Source organism: Candidatus Nitrosocosmicus sp. FF01, from assembly GCF_047711275.1.
GTDB lineage: Archaea > Thermoproteota > Nitrososphaeria > Nitrososphaerales > Nitrososphaeraceae > Nitrosocosmicus.
This window is the reverse complement of sequence record NZ_JBLNIG010000005.1, coordinates 87,475-106,592: the sequence shown is the minus strand read 5'-3', so window position 1 is coordinate 106,592 and position 19,118 is coordinate 87,475. Positions and strand designations below refer to the sequence as shown.

At 35.5% G+C, this 19,118-nt stretch carries 23 protein-coding genes; 16 read left to right on the top strand and 7 right to left on the bottom strand.

The genetic code is table 11. The annotated features are described in order from the left end of the window. Positions 1-182 precede the first annotated feature (182 nt). Both ACMT7R_RS14320 and rplJ read left to right on the top strand, forming a co-directional pair. Positions 183-836, top strand: a complete 654-nt coding sequence (locus tag ACMT7R_RS14320) for a 50S ribosomal protein L1 (protein ID WP_415312633.1) — start codon at positions 183-185, stop codon at positions 834-836. Positions 837-854: 18 nt separating this feature from the next. Further along, positions 855-1,757 carry a 50S ribosomal protein L10 gene (gene rplJ, locus ACMT7R_RS14315; protein WP_415312632.1) on the top strand — a complete coding sequence of 301 codons (903 nt, stop codon included), beginning with the start codon at positions 855-857 and terminating at the stop codon, positions 1,755-1,757. Between the two features lie 156 nt (positions 1,758-1,913). On the opposite strand, the gene rpl12p is transcribed toward rplJ, so the two are convergent. Beyond that, positions 1,914-2,222: a 50S ribosomal protein P1 gene (gene rpl12p / locus ACMT7R_RS14310; RefSeq protein WP_415312631.1), complete on the bottom strand. Its 309-nt coding sequence runs from the start codon at positions 2,220-2,222 to the stop codon at positions 1,914-1,916. Positions 2,223-2,258: 36 nt separating this feature from the next. Beyond that, the gene (locus ACMT7R_RS14305; protein ID WP_415312630.1) at positions 2,259-2,753 is read right to left on the bottom strand and encodes a hypothetical protein; all 495 of its coding nucleotides are present in this window, start codon (positions 2,751-2,753) and stop codon (positions 2,259-2,261) included. A gap of 180 nt (positions 2,754-2,933) precedes the next feature. Here ACMT7R_RS14305 and ACMT7R_RS14300 point away from each other — a divergent pair, with 180 nt between their 5' ends. The 6 genes from ACMT7R_RS14300 to ACMT7R_RS14275 all read left to right on the top strand — a co-directional run bounded on the left by ACMT7R_RS14300 (position 2,934) and on the right by ACMT7R_RS14275 (position 5,653). After that, complete coding sequence (locus ACMT7R_RS14300; RefSeq protein WP_415312655.1) at positions 2,934-3,386, top strand: Lrp/AsnC family transcriptional regulator; 453 nt, start codon at positions 2,934-2,936, stop codon at positions 3,384-3,386. Positions 3,387-3,468: 82 nt separating this feature from the next. Beyond that, positions 3,469-3,660 carry a SecE/sec61-gamma family protein translocase subunit gene (locus tag ACMT7R_RS14295; RefSeq protein WP_415312629.1) on the top strand — a complete coding sequence of 64 codons (192 nt, stop codon included), beginning with the start codon at positions 3,469-3,471 and terminating at the stop codon, positions 3,658-3,660. 89 nt (positions 3,661-3,749) lie between these two features. Continuing rightward, positions 3,750-3,980, top strand: a complete 231-nt coding sequence (locus tag ACMT7R_RS14290) for a hypothetical protein (RefSeq protein ID WP_415312628.1) — start codon at positions 3,750-3,752, stop codon at positions 3,978-3,980. Between the two features lie 36 nt (positions 3,981-4,016). After that, the gene (locus ACMT7R_RS14285) at positions 4,017-4,325 is read left to right on the top strand and encodes a DNA-binding protein (protein WP_415312627.1); all 309 of its coding nucleotides are present in this window, start codon (positions 4,017-4,019) and stop codon (positions 4,323-4,325) included. Positions 4,326-4,412: 87 nt separating this feature from the next. Next, positions 4,413-5,006: a PsbP-related protein gene (locus ACMT7R_RS14280; RefSeq protein ID WP_415312626.1), complete on the top strand. Its 594-nt coding sequence runs from the start codon at positions 4,413-4,415 to the stop codon at positions 5,004-5,006. Between the two features lie 260 nt (positions 5,007-5,266). Further along, a complete protein-coding gene (locus tag ACMT7R_RS14275) occupies positions 5,267-5,653 on the top strand; it encodes a hypothetical protein (protein WP_415312625.1) in 387 nt (128 codons plus the stop codon). A gap of 45 nt (positions 5,654-5,698) precedes the next feature. On the opposite strand, the gene ACMT7R_RS14270 is transcribed toward ACMT7R_RS14275, so the two are convergent. The 3 genes from ACMT7R_RS14270 to ACMT7R_RS14260 form a co-directional block, all read right to left on the bottom strand. Next, the gene (locus tag ACMT7R_RS14270) at positions 5,699-6,562 is read right to left on the bottom strand and encodes a biotin--[acetyl-CoA-carboxylase] ligase (RefSeq protein WP_415312624.1); all 864 of its coding nucleotides are present in this window, start codon (positions 6,560-6,562) and stop codon (positions 5,699-5,701) included. Between the two features lie 7 nt (positions 6,563-6,569). Beyond that, the gene (locus tag ACMT7R_RS14265; protein WP_415312623.1) at positions 6,570-7,469 is read right to left on the bottom strand and encodes a prenyltransferase; all 900 of its coding nucleotides are present in this window, start codon (positions 7,467-7,469) and stop codon (positions 6,570-6,572) included. A 70-nt stretch (positions 7,470-7,539) separates the two neighbouring features. Next, positions 7,540-8,706 carry an aldo/keto reductase gene (locus ACMT7R_RS14260; RefSeq protein WP_415312622.1) on the bottom strand — a complete coding sequence of 389 codons (1,167 nt, stop codon included), beginning with the start codon at positions 8,704-8,706 and terminating at the stop codon, positions 7,540-7,542. 373 nt (positions 8,707-9,079) lie between these two features. On the opposite strand from ACMT7R_RS14260, the gene ACMT7R_RS14255 reads away from it, so the two are divergent. The 7 genes from ACMT7R_RS14255 (at position 9,080) to ACMT7R_RS14225 (ending at position 16,203) form a co-directional block, all read left to right on the top strand. Beyond that, positions 9,080-9,220 carry a YHS domain-containing protein gene (locus tag ACMT7R_RS14255; RefSeq protein ID WP_415312621.1) on the top strand — a complete coding sequence of 47 codons (141 nt, stop codon included), beginning with the start codon at positions 9,080-9,082 and terminating at the stop codon, positions 9,218-9,220. Between the two features lie 35 nt (positions 9,221-9,255). Further along, a complete protein-coding gene (locus tag ACMT7R_RS14250) occupies positions 9,256-10,296 on the top strand; it encodes an alcohol dehydrogenase catalytic domain-containing protein (protein ID WP_415312620.1) in 1,041 nt (346 codons plus the stop codon). 55 nt (positions 10,297-10,351) lie between these two features. Further along, positions 10,352-11,173 carry a 3-hydroxy-5-phosphonooxypentane-2,4-dione thiolase gene (gene lsrF, locus ACMT7R_RS14245; RefSeq protein WP_415312619.1) on the top strand — a complete coding sequence of 274 codons (822 nt, stop codon included), beginning with the start codon at positions 10,352-10,354 and terminating at the stop codon, positions 11,171-11,173. 220 nt (positions 11,174-11,393) lie between these two features. Continuing rightward, the gene (gene ilvB / locus ACMT7R_RS14240; protein WP_415312618.1) at positions 11,394-13,085 is read left to right on the top strand and encodes a biosynthetic-type acetolactate synthase large subunit; all 1,692 of its coding nucleotides are present in this window, start codon (positions 11,394-11,396) and stop codon (positions 13,083-13,085) included. 51 nt (positions 13,086-13,136) lie between these two features. Then, positions 13,137-13,628: an acetolactate synthase small subunit gene (gene ilvN, locus ACMT7R_RS14235; RefSeq protein WP_415312654.1), complete on the top strand. Its 492-nt coding sequence runs from the start codon at positions 13,137-13,139 to the stop codon at positions 13,626-13,628. Beyond that, a complete protein-coding gene (locus ACMT7R_RS14230; RefSeq protein ID WP_415312617.1) occupies positions 13,618-15,138 on the top strand; it encodes a 2-isopropylmalate synthase in 1,521 nt (506 codons plus the stop codon). Before ilvN ends, ACMT7R_RS14230 begins: the two co-directional genes overlap by 11 nt. Before the next feature lie 27 nt (positions 15,139-15,165). Next, positions 15,166-16,203, top strand: a complete 1,038-nt coding sequence (locus ACMT7R_RS14225) for an isocitrate/isopropylmalate dehydrogenase family protein (protein ID WP_415312616.1) — start codon at positions 15,166-15,168, stop codon at positions 16,201-16,203. Here ACMT7R_RS14225 and ACMT7R_RS14220 read toward each other — a convergent pair. After that, on the bottom strand, positions 16,200-16,811 hold the full coding sequence (locus tag ACMT7R_RS14220) for an NUDIX hydrolase (protein WP_415312615.1): 612 nt from the start codon (positions 16,809-16,811) through the stop codon (positions 16,200-16,202). The genes ACMT7R_RS14225 and ACMT7R_RS14220 overlap by 4 nt on opposite strands. 80 nt (positions 16,812-16,891) lie before the next feature. Here ACMT7R_RS14220 and ACMT7R_RS14215 point away from each other — a divergent pair, with 80 nt between their 5' ends. After that, positions 16,892-17,713 (top strand): hypothetical protein, encoded by an 822-nt coding sequence (locus ACMT7R_RS14215; protein ID WP_415312614.1) that lies wholly within the window; start codon positions 16,892-16,894, stop codon positions 17,711-17,713. 18 nt (positions 17,714-17,731) lie between these two features. On the opposite strand, the gene ACMT7R_RS14210 is transcribed toward ACMT7R_RS14215, so the two are convergent. Continuing rightward, entirely contained in the window at positions 17,732-18,508 is a 777-nt protein-coding gene (locus tag ACMT7R_RS14210) for an ABC transporter ATP-binding protein (RefSeq protein ID WP_415312613.1), read from the bottom strand. Positions 18,509-19,118: the final 610 nt, after the last annotated feature.

The window sequence follows — 19,118 nt, the reverse complement described above, 5'->3', positions numbered from 1 at the left end:
TAAATTAAAGTGATATTTTGTACACAAATTGGAGGAGTCTATCATGATCATAGAGGTACTCATAAATATCATCTCCTCTTCAAAATGAATAAAAAGATTTTTTCATTCTATTGACAGCCACAGAATACTATTTGACGTAAAAACGATTTTAAATGGCCTTTACGAGTTTAAAGCATATACTAATGTTTAACAATGATCAATTAAAGGAGCTTGTTAAAAAGGCAAGAGAAGCCACTCCAAAAAGAAATTTTGCTCAGTCAGCTGAATTAACTTTGGTACTAAGAGATATCGATGTAAAAAAAGGTTTTAGCCTAAACGAGATTGTGGTTTTACCTAATCCTTCCAAGGATGGAGCTTCACTCTGTATGCTTGCAACAGGAGACATGGGGTTACGAGCAAAGAAAGCAGGTGTTGATCAAGTGATGGAACCTGAAACTTTAGATAGAATAGGGACCAACAGGAGAGAAGCCAGAAAAATTGTTCGTTCTTATGATTTTTTCCTAGCAGATGCTACTTTAATGTCATCTGTAGGTCGTTCATTAGGTCAGTTTTTGGGTCCAAAAGGTAAAATGCCTACACCTGTTCCCTACGGAGCTCCAATAGAAAACATTGCATCAAGATTGAGATCGTCAACAAGAATACGATCAAAAAATCAATTAAATATGTCCACAAAAATAGGAGACGAGTCAATGACAGATGAGCAGCTAGCAGCCAATGCAAGTGCTGTAATAGCCTCCGTTGAAAAAAAACTTCCTCAGGGAGACAAGAATTTCAAAAATGCAATAATTAAATTCACTATGGGTAAAGCATTAAAAGCAAGTACCCTTGGGAAGTAATCGGTAGGGATAATAGTAATGAGTCAAACCGCTGTAATCAACAAGTTAGGTCGAACATCATATCCAGAAAGAAAGGTTGCTTTGTATGAGAATTTACAAAACCTGGCAAAATCCTACAGTGTAATAGCCTTGTGTCGAATGACCAAAGTAAGATCTGCTCAACTCATGGCAATTAGAAAGAAGTTTAAAAATGAGATAAAAATTTTGACGATCAAAAATAAAGTGGCTCAAAGGGCATTTGAACAGATATTTAATGATGTAAAGGGTTTGGAATTTCTAAATAAAGAATTGGAGGGGCAATGTGCTCTCATGTTTACAAATTTGAGTCCATTCAAATTGAACCTGACATTTGACAAAAATAAGATTTTTATGGCAGCAAAGGGGGGCGATATAGCACCAAATGAGTTAGTCATACCCGCAGGTAACACAGGAATAAATCCTGGTCCGGTTTTGTCAGAATTCAAAGAATCAAACGTGCCTACAAAAATTGATCAGGGCACAATTTGGGTTTCAAAGGATACTATAGTTGCAAAACCAGGTGACGTAATATCTCAAAAATTGGCAGCTTTATTAAGCAAACTAGATGTCAAACCCATTGAAGCGGGCGTGTCAGTTAACTACGCGATTGCAGAAGGACTAGAATTTAAGGAAAAAGATCTCAAGATAGTAGTCCAAGATTATGTAGATGAGTTAATAAAATCATTCCAAGAAGCTTTATCTCTCTCCGTAGAGGCAGTTTACTTTACAAAGGAGTCAACACCCTTATTGTTGGTAAAAGCTAAACAGCATGGTTTGTCACTGGCAGTTGAGGCAGGATATCTTTCCACTGAAAGTGTTCAATTAGTATTAGCAAAGGCTAATGCAGTTGCAGGAAGCCTCTCCCAGCAGCTAAGTTCCAAAGGTTACTCACCTCAGAACTAATTAATTTCTTAAAGAAATTTTATAATTTTATAATATCCGCTTTACAATTTAATCAATACATGAATTGTCTATTCTGAGGAAAATATAACACTGAAAATATCTTATTATGATACTAATATTACTGAAAATGATTTAATTGTAAAAAAATAAAAAGATTTAGCCGAAAAGAGAAGACAAACCTTCGAGTGCTTCTTCCTCTTTTTTCTCGTCCTTTTTCTCTTCCTCTTTTGGAGCTGCGGCTGGGGCTGTACCTGCTGCGGCACCGGCAGGGGCGGCTGCGGCTGCTGCTATTGGAGCGGCTTTTAATGCATCTTCTATGTTAACTTCACTCAAAGCTGCGACTAAGGATTTAATTCTAACATCATCAGGCTCGACACCTGTGGATTTTATTACACTTTTTACATTATCTTCATTGATATCTTGCTTTAGTTTATGTAATAATAAAGCAGCATATACATATTCCATGATAAGAAAAATTTGATATGTCCATAATATAAAACTTTATAAAATTTGAGAACTGCGTGCTACGGCATAAACATGTTCTTTTAGTTCTTGTGACATAAGAGAATTCATCCGGTTAATCAGAATACTACGCGCCTCAGCCTTTTCATCTTCAGATATTGAATTAAAGTAATTGCTAAATAGCTCAGGCATGCTCTCTTTTATCCAACCATCCAAAACGAAATACCTATTTTCATTTATGGGTATTATTTTATCTACTCGAGGATCAACTACCTCATCAAAATTTCCCGTATCTAATCTATCTATTATAAAGAAAATGCAGTTATTAGGATCAGGATTGTTTAATGCATCTATTGGCTTGCCTTGAGCCCTACCAGCTTTAATTCGTTCTATCAAACCTATAGGTCGAATAAATGTACCCCTAATCCTATAGACCTTGTCAGCATCAGAAACGATCCTGCCTATGACTACATAATTGGATGTATCATCCCTTTTGACTACAAATACAAAACTACCTGCTTTTAACTTTGACATCCCGAACATAATTAGAATTACCGGTCCATAACAATATAATATTTACTAATATTCTGAACCAAATAATCCCCAGATTTTATAATTAAATAATCATTTTAGGTAAATAATTTAATTACATTTATTAATGTAGCCAATAATTATAAAGTTGAGTTAATCTTGCAAAGATTTGATGAATTAGATATGAAAATTTTATCAGAATTAACTAAAGACGCAAGTATTTCTATACCCCAGTTGAGCAAGAAATTGAATATAAACTCATCCGTTTTGTATAGTCGAATAAAGCGACTGATGAAAAGAGAGCTCATAAGAAAGTTTACTGTTATAATAAATGAATCGCAACTTGGTATTAATATTAAGGCAACGGTAGGAATCAATAGGGATCCAAAACTCAAGGAACCTATTCACAATGAACTAATGCAAATCCCAGAAGTAAGATCATTAATTGAAGTCACGGGACGATTTGACATAATCCTATCTGTTTATGCTAGAACGTTAGAGGAACTGCACAAAGTGGTCATAGAAAGGATTGGAAAGATTAATGGGATACAAGCTACAGAAACTTTTGTTGAAATGCAGCGTACAGATAAAGAGCCTGTGTACTCCATCCAGAGTGCTCCTCAAGGATATGTCTAGGATAATATTTTACTCTTATTGTATCAGTTTTGAATTAGAAATATTAAAATTATATTAATGATTTTTAGTCATTAGAAATTAGTTGTTATCATCAATCGGCACTACCGTTCAAAGAAGAATTATGGAGATATTTCAAACATTAAAATTAGCAAAAAAAACCAGCAAAGATGACTATTTTACACATTTAAGGTTAGTTCTATTAGCTATCGGAGCAGTCGGAGGGATTGGTTTTGTCATAAAGATGATTGGTGAATTAATTTTTGTCAACAAATAGACCCTAATTGAGAAAGTGTGAACATTGCTTTTACAATTTTATTCTCATAGTAATATTTTTTTCAACACATAGTATATTTGAAAATAGCAATGTCTGAATCTCCTATACTTATTGATGAAGATAATAAGATAAAAATCAAACCGGAGTTGATGATTACAGAAAATTTGTATCCCATCTTATTTGAAAATTCACTATTTTTGTTTTTTAAAGATGAAAATGAGTTGATCAATTGTTATGAAGTTACTGAAAAGGAATTAGTTGAAAAGGCACAAAAAAATCCTCAAAGAATTTTGGAGATGTTGGAGGATTGGAACAAATAATATACCATTATATTATTGAGTTATGCAATATATTTCATGTCACATAGCAAATACGAAACAGGAAACAGGAAGAGCAACGAAATATTCATAGGCAAAAAACCACTAATGACGTATGTAACAGCAACACTAGTTCAACTGGCAAATGAACCAACGGTTGTGATCAAAGCTCGAGGAAAGAGTATTACAAGGGCGGTAGATGTGGCTCAGATTATTGTCAAGAGGATGAACACGTTGGGTTATAGAGTTGAAAGTGTAAAATTAGGCTCAGATACTTTAACGGGTACTGAAGATGATAAACCAAGAAATGTCTCTACAATAGAGGTTTCTATTTCGAGATCAAAGTAAGTTCATTCTTTTTTTAAGCCTTAGAGCTTTCTTTAGTTAATTCTTTAGAACGCGAAATTTGATATTATGGTAAGTACATATTATGATATGTCTAAAATTAGTAATCACAAATTAGTTCTATTATGTTTATTAACCGGAATCATTATTCCAATTATTCTTATAGGATTTAATAATAATAATCCAGTAGTTTTTGGATCTTTATTTGGTGGAGAGTCCCTAACCATGCTTACCTATACAGATAACAAACACAATTTTGAGATACAATATCCAAATAACTGGGAAAGGTCAGTTAAATTGAATAATGAAGTTATTTTTATCGCCCCCAAAGATGTCAATTCTGTGAGTAATCCGGCTGGATTGGTAGTAAAAACAATACCAACTCCAGGTAAAAACATTTCCACGGTTTCGGCAGCAGAGGAATTGATTTCTCAAATACAGTCAGAACATAAGGATTTCAAATTGGAATCTAATACACCTACAACTATAGATGGAAAAAAAGCAAGTAAAATAATTTTTACTGCAACTGACAGCAAGTTACAAAATAGAAAGGCAATGCAAATTGTAATTTCTAATTATGAGAGTTTGTATGTATTGACGTACAAGGCTTCAACGGACAAATACGGCTCGTACGAAAACACTGCTAATCAAATGATTAATTCTTTTAAATTTCTGCCAAATTGACATTAACAAAATTAATTGCTTAACAGGCTAATAATCATATCAGCCTGTTAAGCATGTTCCCCTTCGGTTTGGTCGATGTATTATTCACTGAAACTAAATCCTATTTAAACCTATCAGATTCTTCAATTTATTAGGAATGCGTAAAATTTTATAAATTAATAGTGCCAGTTAACAGAATGTACTAAATCTAAGCGATTATATTCAAATAGTATGACAAATGAAAACCCTTTTTTACAAAATAGTTATATTAAATAATAGTATTGAAGATAAAAAAGCTTGAACTATTACTTATTTGTTCGGTAGTAGTCGTAACGATAGTAGTACTTTACAATGTGCTCATTTCTGTTCCTTTCAAAGATTACTCTTTAGAAGTTGATGCCTTACGAGATCCCGAATCACTCTTGGTCAATTCAAGAGTTGTGTTAAAAAATAATGGCAAGTTGCCACTAAATGATATCGTTGTCATATATGATAATAATCGAGATATAATAGAAAACTTACAAACGATAAAACCAGGTCAAACAATAATACTTTCCCCTCCTCAAGGTGCAAGTCTAAATAGTGTGAAGGTAGTTACAGCAGAAGGAATAAGTGTTGACAAGCAATTTAGGTCCCCCATAAAAATGCCTGGAATGATAGGGTCCTAAGCACAAAGAAATTTGATTCCAGACACGTAAAATTGAATATGAAATTTAGCCCATGCTAGTATCAAAAACTGAATCAATCCTGACCAAAGGGTTACTACGTGGTTCGTCTAAATTTCTCACCAATATAGACCCATCATCATTAACCAGGACGATCTCACCAGCAAATTCATTGTTTTTGGTCTTAAATCTATAGCTTAAAGTCGATGCCGAATCTTCGATTTTTCGCTTGAATAAATATCTTAACTCATCTCTAAACAATTTTGAATTTAATTTAGGTACAAGATTGCTGAATTTGTGCAAAATGAATGATACCAACTCAAAATTATTAATTTGTTGACCGTCAAAAGCAGACCTTAAAGTTGTTATGGCGGGTTTTAATGTAGATTTGTCTAAAATCTGATTTCTTGTTATTTCAAGATCGTTATTTGAGTTAATCCCTATCCCAATTGTCACCTTGGTTAACTTGCCTGTTTCTACATCGGTATCCATTAGAATTCCAGCAAATTTTCTTCCCCCAATTAGAAGATCATTTGGCCATTTAATTTGGGGAGTTATCCCAACTTGAGATTCTACTGCTTCAGATACGATAAGAGCAGCCAATATCAAGAAAGTGAACAATTCGCTTGTTTCCAATTCGCTCTCAAACATCATGGACATCCAAACTCCACCCCGTGGAGAAGCCCAACTCGATCCTCGTCGTCCTCTACCTCCAGTTTGAGATGCACTTAGTATGAATACTGGAAATTTTGTTTCAGCATTATTGTACAAATTACTAGCAAAATCTTGGGTTGATAAGAGAGTATCAAAAAAATAATATTCTTGAAAAATAGGCAGTTGCTGTTCTGATTTATTCAAAAGATTACAAATAAAATCCAACTTTTCTTTGTCCGAACACTGTATCCTAATCATATACTATTCATGTGGTATTCAGTCTAAAAAGTATGACAAATGTGATTCCCAATATCAACGCTATCCCAAATAGTCTGGAAAACAAGACAGTATTGCCCATTATCTTTACGTAATCCAAATCCCCGACATCATTGGATTCATTGAAATAATTTTTGAAGCCGCCCAAAATTTTCACTACTAAGGGTAATAAAAAAATAGCCGGTAGGAGCAAAATCGTAAAATCATTAGCAAGTTGCATGAAAAAGATGGCTGCAGTAAAATATATCAAAACGAACAACCCAGTGAGAAAATATAACTTCTCTTTGCCGCCGTACCTATCTAACAGGATGGCCAGTGTCCTTCTTCCTCCTTCCCTATCAGGTTTTATATCGGGAATGGAATTAACATATAAAACCGTTGATGAGAGAAGACCCACTACCGCGCCTAAAACAGCTGCCTCAACTGCTAACATAGAAGTTTGAACATAATATGTTCCTACAACTATTAACATTCCCTTAATTCCGACAAATAACTCACCTAAACCCAGATTCACTAGTTTTGTAGAATAAAGTAATATAGAGATCGCAGCAAATAAAAGAATTAATCCAATAATGTATCCTTTTGAGAATACAAAAAATCCTCCTATCATTAATCCTATAAGTAGGAAAACGATACCAGCTAAATAAACTCTGGTAGGAGATAACAATCCCTCTGGAAGTACACCAGTACCTCCACTAAATTTTGTTTTCTTTGTCCTTAAATCAATTCCTCTCTTAAAATCAAAGTAATCGTTGAGCAAATCTACGCTACTGTGAAGACAAAAAACTCCCAAGTATATCAGAATTGCATTTAAAACACTAAACTCCAGTGGGTTTAAGCAGACAGTCAATGCTAGGCCACAACTAACAGCGATAGCAGAAGCGGCCAAAAATCTAAATCGTATAGCTCTGAGCCAGACTTTTAGACTAAATTCAACACACAACCCACAAGATTATAGCCTAATTATACTGTTTTCTTAAAGACTCAAATAGGCCCAATACATGTTTGAATTCTTCGTGGGTTAACGGAGGGTACTTTGAGATCACAATGTTTTGATCGGTATGTTCCATTGATTTCTGACCCACAAGAGGTGCCACAATTCCAGGTGTAGAACGTACAAATTGGAGCAATCTGGTGGATTCAAAGGGCAAATTGACTAATGGTTCACCATCTATTTTTAAACTAAGCAATTTGCCCTGAAATAATGGGATGCTCGTAAACACATGTATGTCATGGTGTTTGGCCGCCTCTAAAATTGATACATTTTGAGAATGCTCATCGATTTTGTGGTTCAGTAACGTATAAGGTTCGGTCATAAACGAGTTGTATGGTAATTGAATGAATTTAAAACCGTTATCATCACCTCCTACGTCATTTGCGATTTTTATTACTTCGTTCAGAGACAAGTAATTTGCGCTATTTTCCTGTGCTGTAAAGCAATCCCACGTTGCCATACCATAATAACGTATCTTCCTACTTCTTCGATATCTCTCATACACCTCAAAAACACTATAAAGCATTTCTAAGTATGTTGGCCTATCAACCTCATTAAACCAACTCTCAAATGAGTTATGGATATATACCAAATCAATAGTATCAAGACCCATATTGCACAATGACCGATCTATACAATTAGATATGTAGGTGGGATTCATAATATTATAAGAGGAACTTATGTCATCGGGATTGATGATATTCTTGTCAAGGTACATTAATCTTAGATACTCGTTCAAATCAACACTAGCAAAGTCCCCGTCATTTGTAAAATATCCGTTCTTTGTACAAACAAAGAGTTCATCTCTATGTGCTACTTCATCATCTATTAATTTGCGTATTGCACGGCCAATACTTTTCTCAGAGAGCATAGACCGGTAATTGAGGGCGGTATCAATAACATTAATGGAGCCTTCCTTTACACTATGATAAATTGAGGACTCTAGATTCATGTCGTCATGTGAAGATAAGTTTCCCAAGTATGTTCCCATACCCAGGGATGAAAGATACATGTCCTCCACAAGTTTGAAATGTGAATTATGGACACCCTTGTTTATTGCCAAATTTCTAAAATTAGTCGTTCCAGATGATGTAGCGTAACCTGAAATGAATTTTTTTTTATCAAACGACACGAGATAGATAAATTAGTCTACGAATTTATAACTATCTCGCATGGCTCTAAATTCAATAAATCTATTGCTTTTCTAATTCAATTATAAAATCTGTCGGATTCAATTCGATGCCACAATTTGAGCACCTATTCATAGTATTTCTCAAAACGTCCCTTATTGGTTTGACGTTTATCATGTGTTTGATTTTGCTATTGCATTTGTAACAATAAATTTCGATTATTGGACAAGACATTATACGTTCTAGATTACTCTTCATAAATTAAATGATGGTTAAATATCGTTGACCTAAAGATTAAATCTAGGCCATTGGATCCATATTCGCAAAATAAATTTTAGGAAATATTAAATATCTATGTATCTTTTTTTTTGAATTGTGCCAGTGGATCCTGTATGTGGAATTGAGCTAAGTGAGGAACTTGCTACAGTATTGGAATTTAATGATAAAAAAATTTATTTTTGTTGCGAAGGGTGCAAAAGGATTTTTCAAAAAAAACCTAAAAAGTATTCAAAGTAATACAACTTTAATAAACGTGCATTCAACATTCATCTATGAAAGCTGCCATTCTAAATAAAAGCAAGATTGTGATAAAGGAAATAGTCTTGCCAAAAGTTGGCAAGAATGAAATACTAATCAAAATGAAAGCCTGTGGTATATGTGGATCGGATTTAGAAAAAGTCTTTGGGAGTTACGGAATGAAATCCTCAAGAATTGGTCATGAACCAGTCGGAGAGATAGTTAAGTTGGGGAAGGCAATTACTGATTTTAAAAAGGGAGACAGGATTTTTGTTCATCATCACGTGCCATGTTATGGATGTAAGTTCTGTAATAATGGAGATTATACAATGTGTGAAATGTATCAAAGAAGCAACATTGAACCCTGTGGTTTATCGGAATTTATTTTGATTCCAGAATGGAATGTATCTAGGGGCGGTGTGGCCAAGATTCCAGATTCAATCGCTTACGAACAGGCTGCGCTCATAGAACCGGTTGCTTGTTGTTTACGTTCTATAGACAAGATCAATATGAAAAAAGCGGATAATGTGACGATATTTGGAGCTGGGCCCACGGGATTAATGCATTTAATTTTGTTAAAGTGCTCAGGAGTTTCACAAATAATAGTAGTGGACATTAACGACTTTAGGTTAGATTTTGCAAAGAAAATTGATTCCACAATTACTACGATTAACGTCAAGGGATCGGACAAAGATTATCTGAAAAAAAGATTAACATCTATTGTTGGTAAGGATGGAGTTGACAAGTCTATTATTTGTACCAGCAGTATATCGGCGTTTGTCCAAGCACTTGAAACCACACGCCGGGGGGGAACGATTTCACTATTTGGCGTCCCGCCCAAAGACAATCAGTCCGTAATAGATCTAAATATGATATATTCCAAAGAATTAAAGATTATTCCCAGTTATGCAACATCAGAAAAGGAGATCCACCAGGCCATTAGTTTGATGGAAAATGGGATAATAAATTTGGAACCTTTGATTACCCATAAATTTAGTTTGGTTGATTCTGAAAAGGCATTTCAATGTGCCCACGTGGCAAATGATTCAATGAAGATCATTATAACAACCGAATGAAATTTGTGAAAATTTTTATAGCTTTTCAATAAACTACAACAGATAGGTATTTGCAATGGACTGGGGAATGAAAAACAGATTTTCACGAATAATAAAGCCAGATAATGCACGGTGTGTTATGCTCGCCGTTGATCACGGATATTTTCTTGGACCTACAGAAAAATTAGAAAATCCAAGAGAAACAATTAGGCCACTTTTAAATTTAGCAGACTCATTGATGCTAACAAGAGGAGTACTTCGATCGTCGGTTTCTGCAGAGAGTAATACACCTATTGTACTGCGAGTCTCTGGGGGATCAAGTATTGTAGGAGAAGACTTATCCAAAGAAACTATTACCACATCCATAGATGAAGCAATAAGGCTCAACGCTTCATGTTTGGCCCTATCAATTTTTGTAGGAAGTAAATACGAGTATCAGACACTAAAAAATTTATCAAAGTTGGTAAACGAAGGCGAAAAATGCGGAATTCCAGTATTAGCAGTAACTGCTGTAGGGAAGGAAATGGCAAGAGATGCGAGATATTTAGGACTGGCATGTAGGATCGCAGCCGAACTAGGAGCGCATGTTGTAAAAACTTATCATTGTGTTGATTTTACGAAGGTTGTTGAAGGATGTCCCGTCCCTGTAATAATTGCAGGGGGGAAAAAACTAGCCGAACGAGATGCGCTCCAGCTAACTTCTGATGCCATGCGAGATGGTGCGTCAGGTGTGGATATGGGCAGAAATATTTGGCAATCAGATAACCCAATCGCGATGATTAAAGCAGTCAGGGCAATAGTGCATGAAAATTTTACCGCCGCCCAGGCATATGATCTTTATTTGAACATGTCAGAATTAAAAAGCACTATAAGAAAAAATCCCTCAGCCAGAACTTGACAAGGTAAATAATTTTTACAGAATAGATGGGAGTGATAAGAAGCATTTCCAATCACATTTCTATCTTTTTTAAAAAAAATTTATAAATTAACTTACACTATAATTATTGATGAACTCAAGTGAAACAATAAATTGCACTTTAACATGTGACAAAATTAGTGTTGTTAAGCCTAAATTACTACTATAATATTGAGTTCTATAGATTGGAGTTGTTTTAGTTATGAGTGAAATGTCTGGTGCTGCGGCATTAATGGCTGCTTTGGAGAAAGAGAAGGTTGAATATATCTTCGGACTCCCTGGTGGAGCGAATCTACCTATTTATGATGCACTGGTAGATTCTAAAATAAGACATATACTCGTCCGGCACGAACAGTCAGCTGCCCATATGGCTGATGGTTATGCAAGGATTAAAAGAAAAGCAGGTGTATGTTTTGCTACATCTGGCCCTGGAGCTACTAATTTGGTGACAGGTATAGCAACAGCTTATGCTGATTCTTCACCGATAATTGCGGTTACAGGTCAGGTAGCCTTACCAATGATAGGCAAAGATGCCTTTCAGGAGACCGATATAATAGGTGTAACGAATCCATGTACAAAATATGCCTTCCAACCTCGACTTGCATCTGAAATACCTGAAATGGTAAAAAAATCATTTTACATAGCGGAAAGTGGGAGACCAGGACCCGTCCTTTTAGATATTCCAAAAGATGTTCAACAGCAGGTTACAAAAATGGAATTTCCTGAATATATCAAGGTTCGTGGTTACAATCCTGTAGTTGATGCAGATTTATCAGAGATAAATAAAGCATGTGAAATGTTACTCAAAGCCGAAAAACCGATTATTATGGCGGGAGGAGGAGTAATTCTCTCAGGAGCATTCTCTGAATTACAAGCCTTAGCAGAATTGCTTTCCATTCCAGTAGTAACAACATTTAAAGGAAAGGGTGCTTTTCCAGAGAATCACCAGTTGGCTTTAGGTCCAATCGGAATGCATGGACATGCAGAGGCAAACAAGATGGTCTTGGAAGCTGATTGTATAGTTGCAATAGGGGCAAGATTTTCGGATAGGACAGTTGGCAGGTTTGATGAGTTTGGCAAGGATATCAATGTTATTCATTTTGACGTAGATCCGGCAGAGATAGGAAAAAACAAATCAGTGAATGCGGCAGTAATAGGGGATGTGAAATCATCTTTACGTTCACTTATTAAATTAGTTCCAAAGAATTTTAGGACAAATGAAGAAATTTCAAAATTATGGTTGGCAAGAAAAAGGGAGTTGGTTAATTACTATGAGGACAGCATTAAAGACTATTCAAGAGAGATTACCGCCAAGAAAGCTTTGAAGAAATTACGTGAATTGCTTCCCGCAGAAGGAATAGTAACTACAGAAGTTGGGCAATGTCAGATGTGGGCGTCATTACACTTTGATGTAATATCACCTGGAACATTTTTTAGTTCCACAGGATTAGGAACAATGGGATTTGGTTTCCCTGCTTCAATAGGCGCTAAGGCTGCAAGAAATGATGTACCTGTTGTCGACATAGCAGGGGATGGATCATTTAGCATGACCGAAAATTCTCTTGCTGTTTCTGTATTAGAGAATTTGCCAGTTATTGTGTTCCTTCTAAATAATCAAATGTTAGGAATGGTCGCGCAATGGCAAAGAACATTTTATAACAGAAGATATAGCGGCGTTCATCAAAAGAATTGCCCGGATTACTGTAAGCTTGCTGAATCATACGGAGCACAGGCATTTAGGGTTTCGTCAATGGAGGAGTTGGATAAGGCAGTCAAGAATTCCATAAAATCGGATGTCGCAACTGTGATTGACATCCCAATAGATCCTGATGAAGACGTATATCCATTCGTAGCACCAGGAACCGGTCTCAAGGATATGATAATAGGAGCGTAATGAATATTGAAAAATAAATACTCAGTTTTCGACGAAGAAGATGCAAACAAGATGTACATATTATCAGTCATTGTAGAAAACAAGCCTGGCGTTTTGTTTAGAATCACAAATCTTTTTAGATCGAGGAACTTTAACATCGAAAGTATAACTGTAGGTATAACAGAAAAACCAGACCTTTCCCGAATGACCATTACGACCGTTTCAGATGTAAAGACCTTAGAACAACTTGTGAAACAGTTGCAGAAATTAATAGATGTCATACAGATTAATGTGCTAGATAAAGAAAACGCAGTTTACCGTGAATTGGCTTTAATTAAGATGAGTGCAAAAGATCCAACTACGAGAATAGAAATTGCAAACTTTGCTTCCATTTACAGGGGAAACATAATGGACATTACAAATGAAACAATTACTGTAGAAATCATCGGTACTCCCGACAAGATAGATGCGTTTAAAAATCTAGTATCCGGTTATGGAATAATACAAGTAGCCCGAACTGGTGTATCAGCTTTACCAAGGGGAACAGTTGACGATGACCTCTAGTAAGAATATAAGGATTTTTGATACAACATTAAGAGACGGCGAGCAGACTCCTGGTGTTACCGTTTCACCAGATCAAAAATTTGAAATCGCCATGAAATTAGATGAATTAGGTGTAGATACAATTGAAGCAGGTTTTCCAGTCGTGTCCCCCGGTGAAATACAAGCGATAAGGAAAATTATGAAACAAGGTCTCAGAGCCGAAATATGCGGATTGGCCCGCACTACAAAAAACGATATTGATGTTGCAATTGGTAGTGACTTGGGTTACATCCATACTTTCATTGCAACTTCCGACATCCACATGCAGTACAAACTCAAGATGAGCAGAGAACAAGTTTTGGAGAAGGCCATTTTCGCTGTAGAATATGCTAAAAAGCACGGTATGATAGTGGAGTTTTCTGCAGAGGATGCTACAAGGAGTGATAGGGAATTCTTGAATAAGGTTTTTAAGGCTGTTGCAGAAGTGGGAGCTGACAGAATAGACATACCAGATACGGTAGGTTATTCAACACCACAATATATGTCGAAGTTGGTTACAGATGTAATCAACTCGACTGGCTTGCCTGTGAGTGTTCACTGTCATAACGACTTTGGATTGGCGGTGGCAAATTCAATTGCGGGATTCCAGGTTGGAGCAAAATGCGCTCATGTTACCATCAATGGGTTAGGAGAAAGAGCAGGTAATGCGGCATTAGAAGAATTAGTCATGGCATGTCAATGTTTATACAAAATAGAACATAATATAAAGACAGAATTATTATATGATGTATCTAAATTTGTCTCCAGTGCTATGGGGATCATCGTTCAACCAAACAAAGCAATCATTGGAGAAAATGCATTTGGACATGAATCTGGAATCCATACACACGGCATCATAAACAATCCTTTAACATATGAACCAATTAGCCCGGAACTTGTCGGAAGAAAACGGTGGATGCAAGCAGGAAAACATGCAGGGGCTCATGGTATTAAGGCGATTTTAGATGAATTTGGTATTACCACAACTGAGTCACAACTTAAAGAAATAGTTGAAAGACAGAAAATAATAGCAGATGCAGGTAAATCGATAACAACTTCAGATCTCTTGTCACTAGCATCAGAGGTAATTAAAAACAAACAATTTGATGAAAGCTTCAAGTTAAATGACTTTCACATTGTTACAGGACTAAATATTATACCGACAGCAGTGGTAAAGTTAAACATTCATGATAAGGACTTTATTGCATCTGAAACAGGTGTTGGTCCCGTGGATGCGGCATTAAAGGCAATCCAGACCATAGCCCATGGAATAGCAAATATAAAGATTAGGGAGTATAAGCTTGATTCCATTACTGGCGGCTCTGATGCACTTGCTGAGGTTTCCGTGAAAGTAGAAGATAAAGAGGGAAATATAATCTCGGCTCGAAAATCTGGCAAAGATATTGTTGTAACTTCCGTTCAAGCTATGATTGACGCGATTAATAAAACCATGCTTAAGAAATTGATAGAGAAAGGCAACAAAGTAAAGTAAAACCAAAGTCTAGGATGTTTTACGTAATTGACTACTTTTGAAATTTCACTTTTAGTGGGAGATGGTATTGGTCCGGAGTTATCTCTGTGTGCAGAGGATATATTACGGTACATACATGACAAATCGGCAAGAATAAAATTTAATATAGCAAAAGTAGAAGCAGGGGATACGGCCAAACAAAAATATGGAAAGGCGTTACCACCAGATACTTTTGAAAAAATTAAACGGTCTCAGGCGTGTTTAAAATCACCGGTTGGAGAATCTGCTGCAGATGTCGTATTGGTATTGAGAAGATTCTTTGATTTGTATGCAAATGTCAGGCCATCTAGAAACTATGCCAACGTTCCTTCCATATCGAAAAATGTAGATTTAGTTACAGTAAGAGAAAACACAGAAGATTTATACCTAGGTTGGGAATTTTTTTCCGACGACAATACAGTAATTTCATTGCGAAAAATAAGTAGGAATGCTTCAAAGAGAATTGCAGAACACGCATTTAAAATAGCGGATTCTAGAAAGGAAAAGAAAGTAACTATTGTTCACAAATCAAATGTCCTAAGATTAAGTGACAGATTGTTTATTGATACAACCAAAGAAGTTTCTAAAAAATATCCCAATATCGAATTTGAGGAGATGTATGTCGATGCTTGTTCTATGGAACTGATAAGGTATCCTAATAGATTTGATACAATCTTGACCACAAACTTATTTGGGGATATTATTTCTGATGAAGCAGCACAAGTGACTGGAAGTATAGGACTTGCTCCGGCGGCTAACATCGGTGAGAATTTTGCAATGTTTGAGCCGGTACATGGTGCTGCATTTGACATAGCAGGTAAGAATATTGCCAATCCTACTTCTTTTATTTTGGCAATAAAAATGATGTTTGACTGGTTAGGTGAAAAGTATCAAGATAAGGAAATGTTAGATCTATCTATAAATATTGAAAAATCAATCGATGAATTGTTCACAAAAAATATAAAGACAAAGGATATCGGAGGAGCTTTGTCAACTTTTGAATTCAATCAAAAATTTTTGAGTATCTTAAATGATAAAGGATTTTAGTAAGTAACGTTACTGTTTTTTTTACTCCCTATAACCTCTAACAAGTCTTTTAGTATCCTGGCGGTAGCGCCCCAAATCAAGTGTCCCCCAACTGTGAATTTAAACATCTGGTAACTACTACTTGAATGGGTTTTATCTATTTCGACAGAATTTGTTAGTCTTTCCAATGGTATTTCAATAATTTCTTCGACTTCTTCATTGGGAACCAAATTGTTCACACCACCATAAATTATAGCAACAAACGGAAAAATCAATATTTTAGTTGTATATGTATTTGTAGGAGTGAGGCATCCCAATATATTCTCTTTACTGACCTTCAACCCTATTTCTTCATAGGTTTCTCTTATTGCAGTGTCCACCAACGAATCGTCATAAACTGACATTCTACCTCCGGGAAATGAAATTTCTCCTGCATGATTTCTTAGTTTTGAACTCCTTTTGGTAAATATTACAATCGGAATATTTTTCTGATTGTAATAAACTATCACTAAAACACCAGAGTTATCAACTCTATCTGAAAGATCAATTTCTGACAAATGTAGCTTGTAAGTGTCCTGAGGCATGGGAATATTCTTAAGAATTCGTTCGCTGAATTGTTTATCTGACAACAAGCACTTGTATATGTTGTGAGAAGAGATTTTATAAAACTTTTTTTACGTAGGGTTAGCTCATTATTTTAACTCTGCATATGAATATAATCTATGAATTGAATCCCCCGAAAATCCTTCATGGGAAAAATATTGATCTATCAAGTCTTAACCTTGAAATAGAAAAATTCCTCTCAAGAGCCTCAATTATATCGGGGATTACGAAATACATACATCTGACGGACTCGGTTTTAGGTATTCCTAGACTCTCTAGCCTAACTGCCGCACATTTGATCTTAAACAAAATAGACGACAAAAATGCTGTCAATTTGACTTGCAGTATAAGAACCAGAGACAGAAACATGAATTCAATAATTCAATGCGTTGCGGATTCTATCATCTTAAATATTAAGGGGTTGCTCTTTATCCAAGGAGACAAACCAAGTTACGGGTCTTTGAACGTCAGATCCCTTTCACCTAAACCAACAGATGTAATTAGCACACTTGATTCGCTGGGATTCAGAAATCTAACTAATCTTGATTTATCAATACCAAACAAGGTATCAAACATTGATTCTTTGCGTAATAAGATAAGAGTAAAGCCTCATAGATTTATTACTCAATCAATAAGTTCGATTGAAGAAATAAAAAATCTAAAGTCATTACTCGAAACTGAATCTGAAAAAGTTGGAAGTATCGACGGAAAGGGTAAGGTCGGCATCAAACTGATCCCTTGTATCATGGTCCCTTCTCTGAAGAATGAAAGGGCTGCAAGGATGATCGGTCTTGATTGGAGTTCCTATAGGGACAACATTTATGAATTCATTTATCAATTGGATGATCTAGGAATTTCCAATATACTATTGACATCACCCAATAGTTTTGACGAAGGAGTTGGTATTCTTGAAAATATCGCCAAATAATGGTTACTGCTACCACAACTATACACTCTTCCTATGTTGTGTGATCTCATTTTTTAATTCATCCAAAACCAATCTGTTGTATTCGAAAAGATTTGAATCCTCAGATAATCGCGGTCTTCGATAATCGATTTCAATCTCTTTTTTAACACGAGCTGGTCTTTTAGTAAATACTACAACTTTATCTCCCAAACAAATAGACTCCGAAATATTGTGAGTTACAAAAACAATAGTTTTTCTAGTTTTTGCCCAAATTAATTGAAGTTCAACGAGCAGGAGATCTCTAGTTTGAGAATCAAGGGCAGCAAAAGGCTCATCCATTAACAAAACGTCTGGATCCATTACTAGGGCCCTTGCTATTGCTACCCGTTGTTTCATTCCCCCAGATAATTGATACGTATATGATTTGGAAAATTTGCTCAAATCCATCATTTCGAGATAATGCATTGCAATCTTGTTTCTCTTTTCTTTTTCTACTCCTACCATTTTTAAACCGAATTCTACATTATCAATTACACTTAACCAAGGAAACAAAGCATTCTCCTGAAACACCATAATTCGATCAGGACCTGTACCAGAAACTGGCCTCCCATTCAGTATTAACTCACCTTCGGTTGGCTTATCGAGCCCAGCAATTATATTAAGAAGTGTTGATTTTCCACAACCTGATGGTCCAACAAAACAAACAAACTGACCTTCTTCAATTGAAAGGTTAACACTGTCTACAGCCAAAACCCTCCTTTCTTCACCCGCAGAGGAGTTTACAGAAAATGATTTAGTGATATTTTTTAATTCCAACTTGGCTCAAGGAAGTAAAGTTATATTTACATTTCATCAATATATTTTAAAGGATGAAAATTATACGCAGCATTCAAGCAAGATATTTGGGACAATCGAACATAAAACCGGGGTCCAATTAGAACGTCCTAATGCAAATCTATTTGCATGATGAAAAAGCTCAGCAAAAAGCAGAGGATAGTGGAATAACTAACCATAGAAGCAATCCTGAAAGAACATGTATCCTGTATTAAATTCGTCCACAAAACCATCACATTGAAGCGCTGAGAAATAACCATTGGTAACACTTGTAGTAAATTGAAAACTGATACTCGAATTTCTATACATTTGAGCAAATTTGTCAACATAACCTAAGTAAGTATAAATTTTACAACTTCAATTTTTTATGAAATTAAACCCGATAAATTACACTGTCTACCTCTTTAATACAATTGATCCTAGCAGAAGGAGAGAGAATAAGCATATATAGTCAGATTGATCCTTGAATAATTTGAAAATCTTTGTCAAAAATTGGCATTGTTATAACTATATTAAGCATTATTTTTGGAGTGACAAGTATGTCAGGTTTGGTTGCTAGCTATGAGAATATTGCTCAAAGGGAACAGCATTG

What these genes read in the sequence shown, in the direction of transcription:
- ACMT7R_RS14320 (WP_415312633.1), top strand. Translation starts at nt 183, where the DNA reads ATGTTTAACAATGATCAATTAAAGGAGCTTGTTAAAAAGGCAAGAGAA.
- rplJ (WP_415312632.1), top strand. Translation starts at nt 855, where the DNA reads ATGAGTCAAACCGCTGTAATCAACAAGTTAGGTCGAACATCATATCCA.
- rpl12p (WP_415312631.1), bottom strand. Translation starts at nt 2,222, where the DNA reads ATGGAATATGTATATGCTGCTTTATTATTACATAAACTAAAGCAAGAT.
- ACMT7R_RS14305 (WP_415312630.1), bottom strand. Translation starts at nt 2,753, where the DNA reads ATGTCAAAGTTAAAAGCAGGTAGTTTTGTATTTGTAGTCAAAAGGGAT.
- ACMT7R_RS14300 (WP_415312655.1), top strand. Translation starts at nt 2,934, where the DNA reads ATGAAAATTTTATCAGAATTAACTAAAGACGCAAGTATTTCTATACCC.
- ACMT7R_RS14290 (WP_415312628.1), top strand. Translation starts at nt 3,750, where the DNA reads ATGTCTGAATCTCCTATACTTATTGATGAAGATAATAAGATAAAAATC.
- ACMT7R_RS14285 (WP_415312627.1), top strand. Translation starts at nt 4,017, where the DNA reads ATGTCACATAGCAAATACGAAACAGGAAACAGGAAGAGCAACGAAATA.
- ACMT7R_RS14280 (WP_415312626.1), top strand. Translation starts at nt 4,413, where the DNA reads ATGTCTAAAATTAGTAATCACAAATTAGTTCTATTATGTTTATTAACC.
- ACMT7R_RS14270 (WP_415312624.1), bottom strand. Translation starts at nt 6,562, where the DNA reads ATGATTAGGATACAGTGTTCGGACAAAGAAAAGTTGGATTTTATTTGT.
- ACMT7R_RS14250 (WP_415312620.1), top strand. Translation starts at nt 9,256, where the DNA reads ATGAAAGCTGCCATTCTAAATAAAAGCAAGATTGTGATAAAGGAAATA.
- lsrF (WP_415312619.1), top strand. Translation starts at nt 10,352, where the DNA reads ATGGACTGGGGAATGAAAAACAGATTTTCACGAATAATAAAGCCAGAT.
- ilvB (WP_415312618.1), top strand. Translation starts at nt 11,394, where the DNA reads ATGAGTGAAATGTCTGGTGCTGCGGCATTAATGGCTGCTTTGGAGAAA.
- ilvN (WP_415312654.1), top strand. Translation starts at nt 13,137, where the DNA reads ATGTACATATTATCAGTCATTGTAGAAAACAAGCCTGGCGTTTTGTTT.
- ACMT7R_RS14230 (WP_415312617.1), top strand. Translation starts at nt 13,618, where the DNA reads ATGACCTCTAGTAAGAATATAAGGATTTTTGATACAACATTAAGAGAC.
- ACMT7R_RS14215 (WP_415312614.1), top strand. Translation starts at nt 16,892, where the DNA reads ATGAATATAATCTATGAATTGAATCCCCCGAAAATCCTTCATGGGAAA.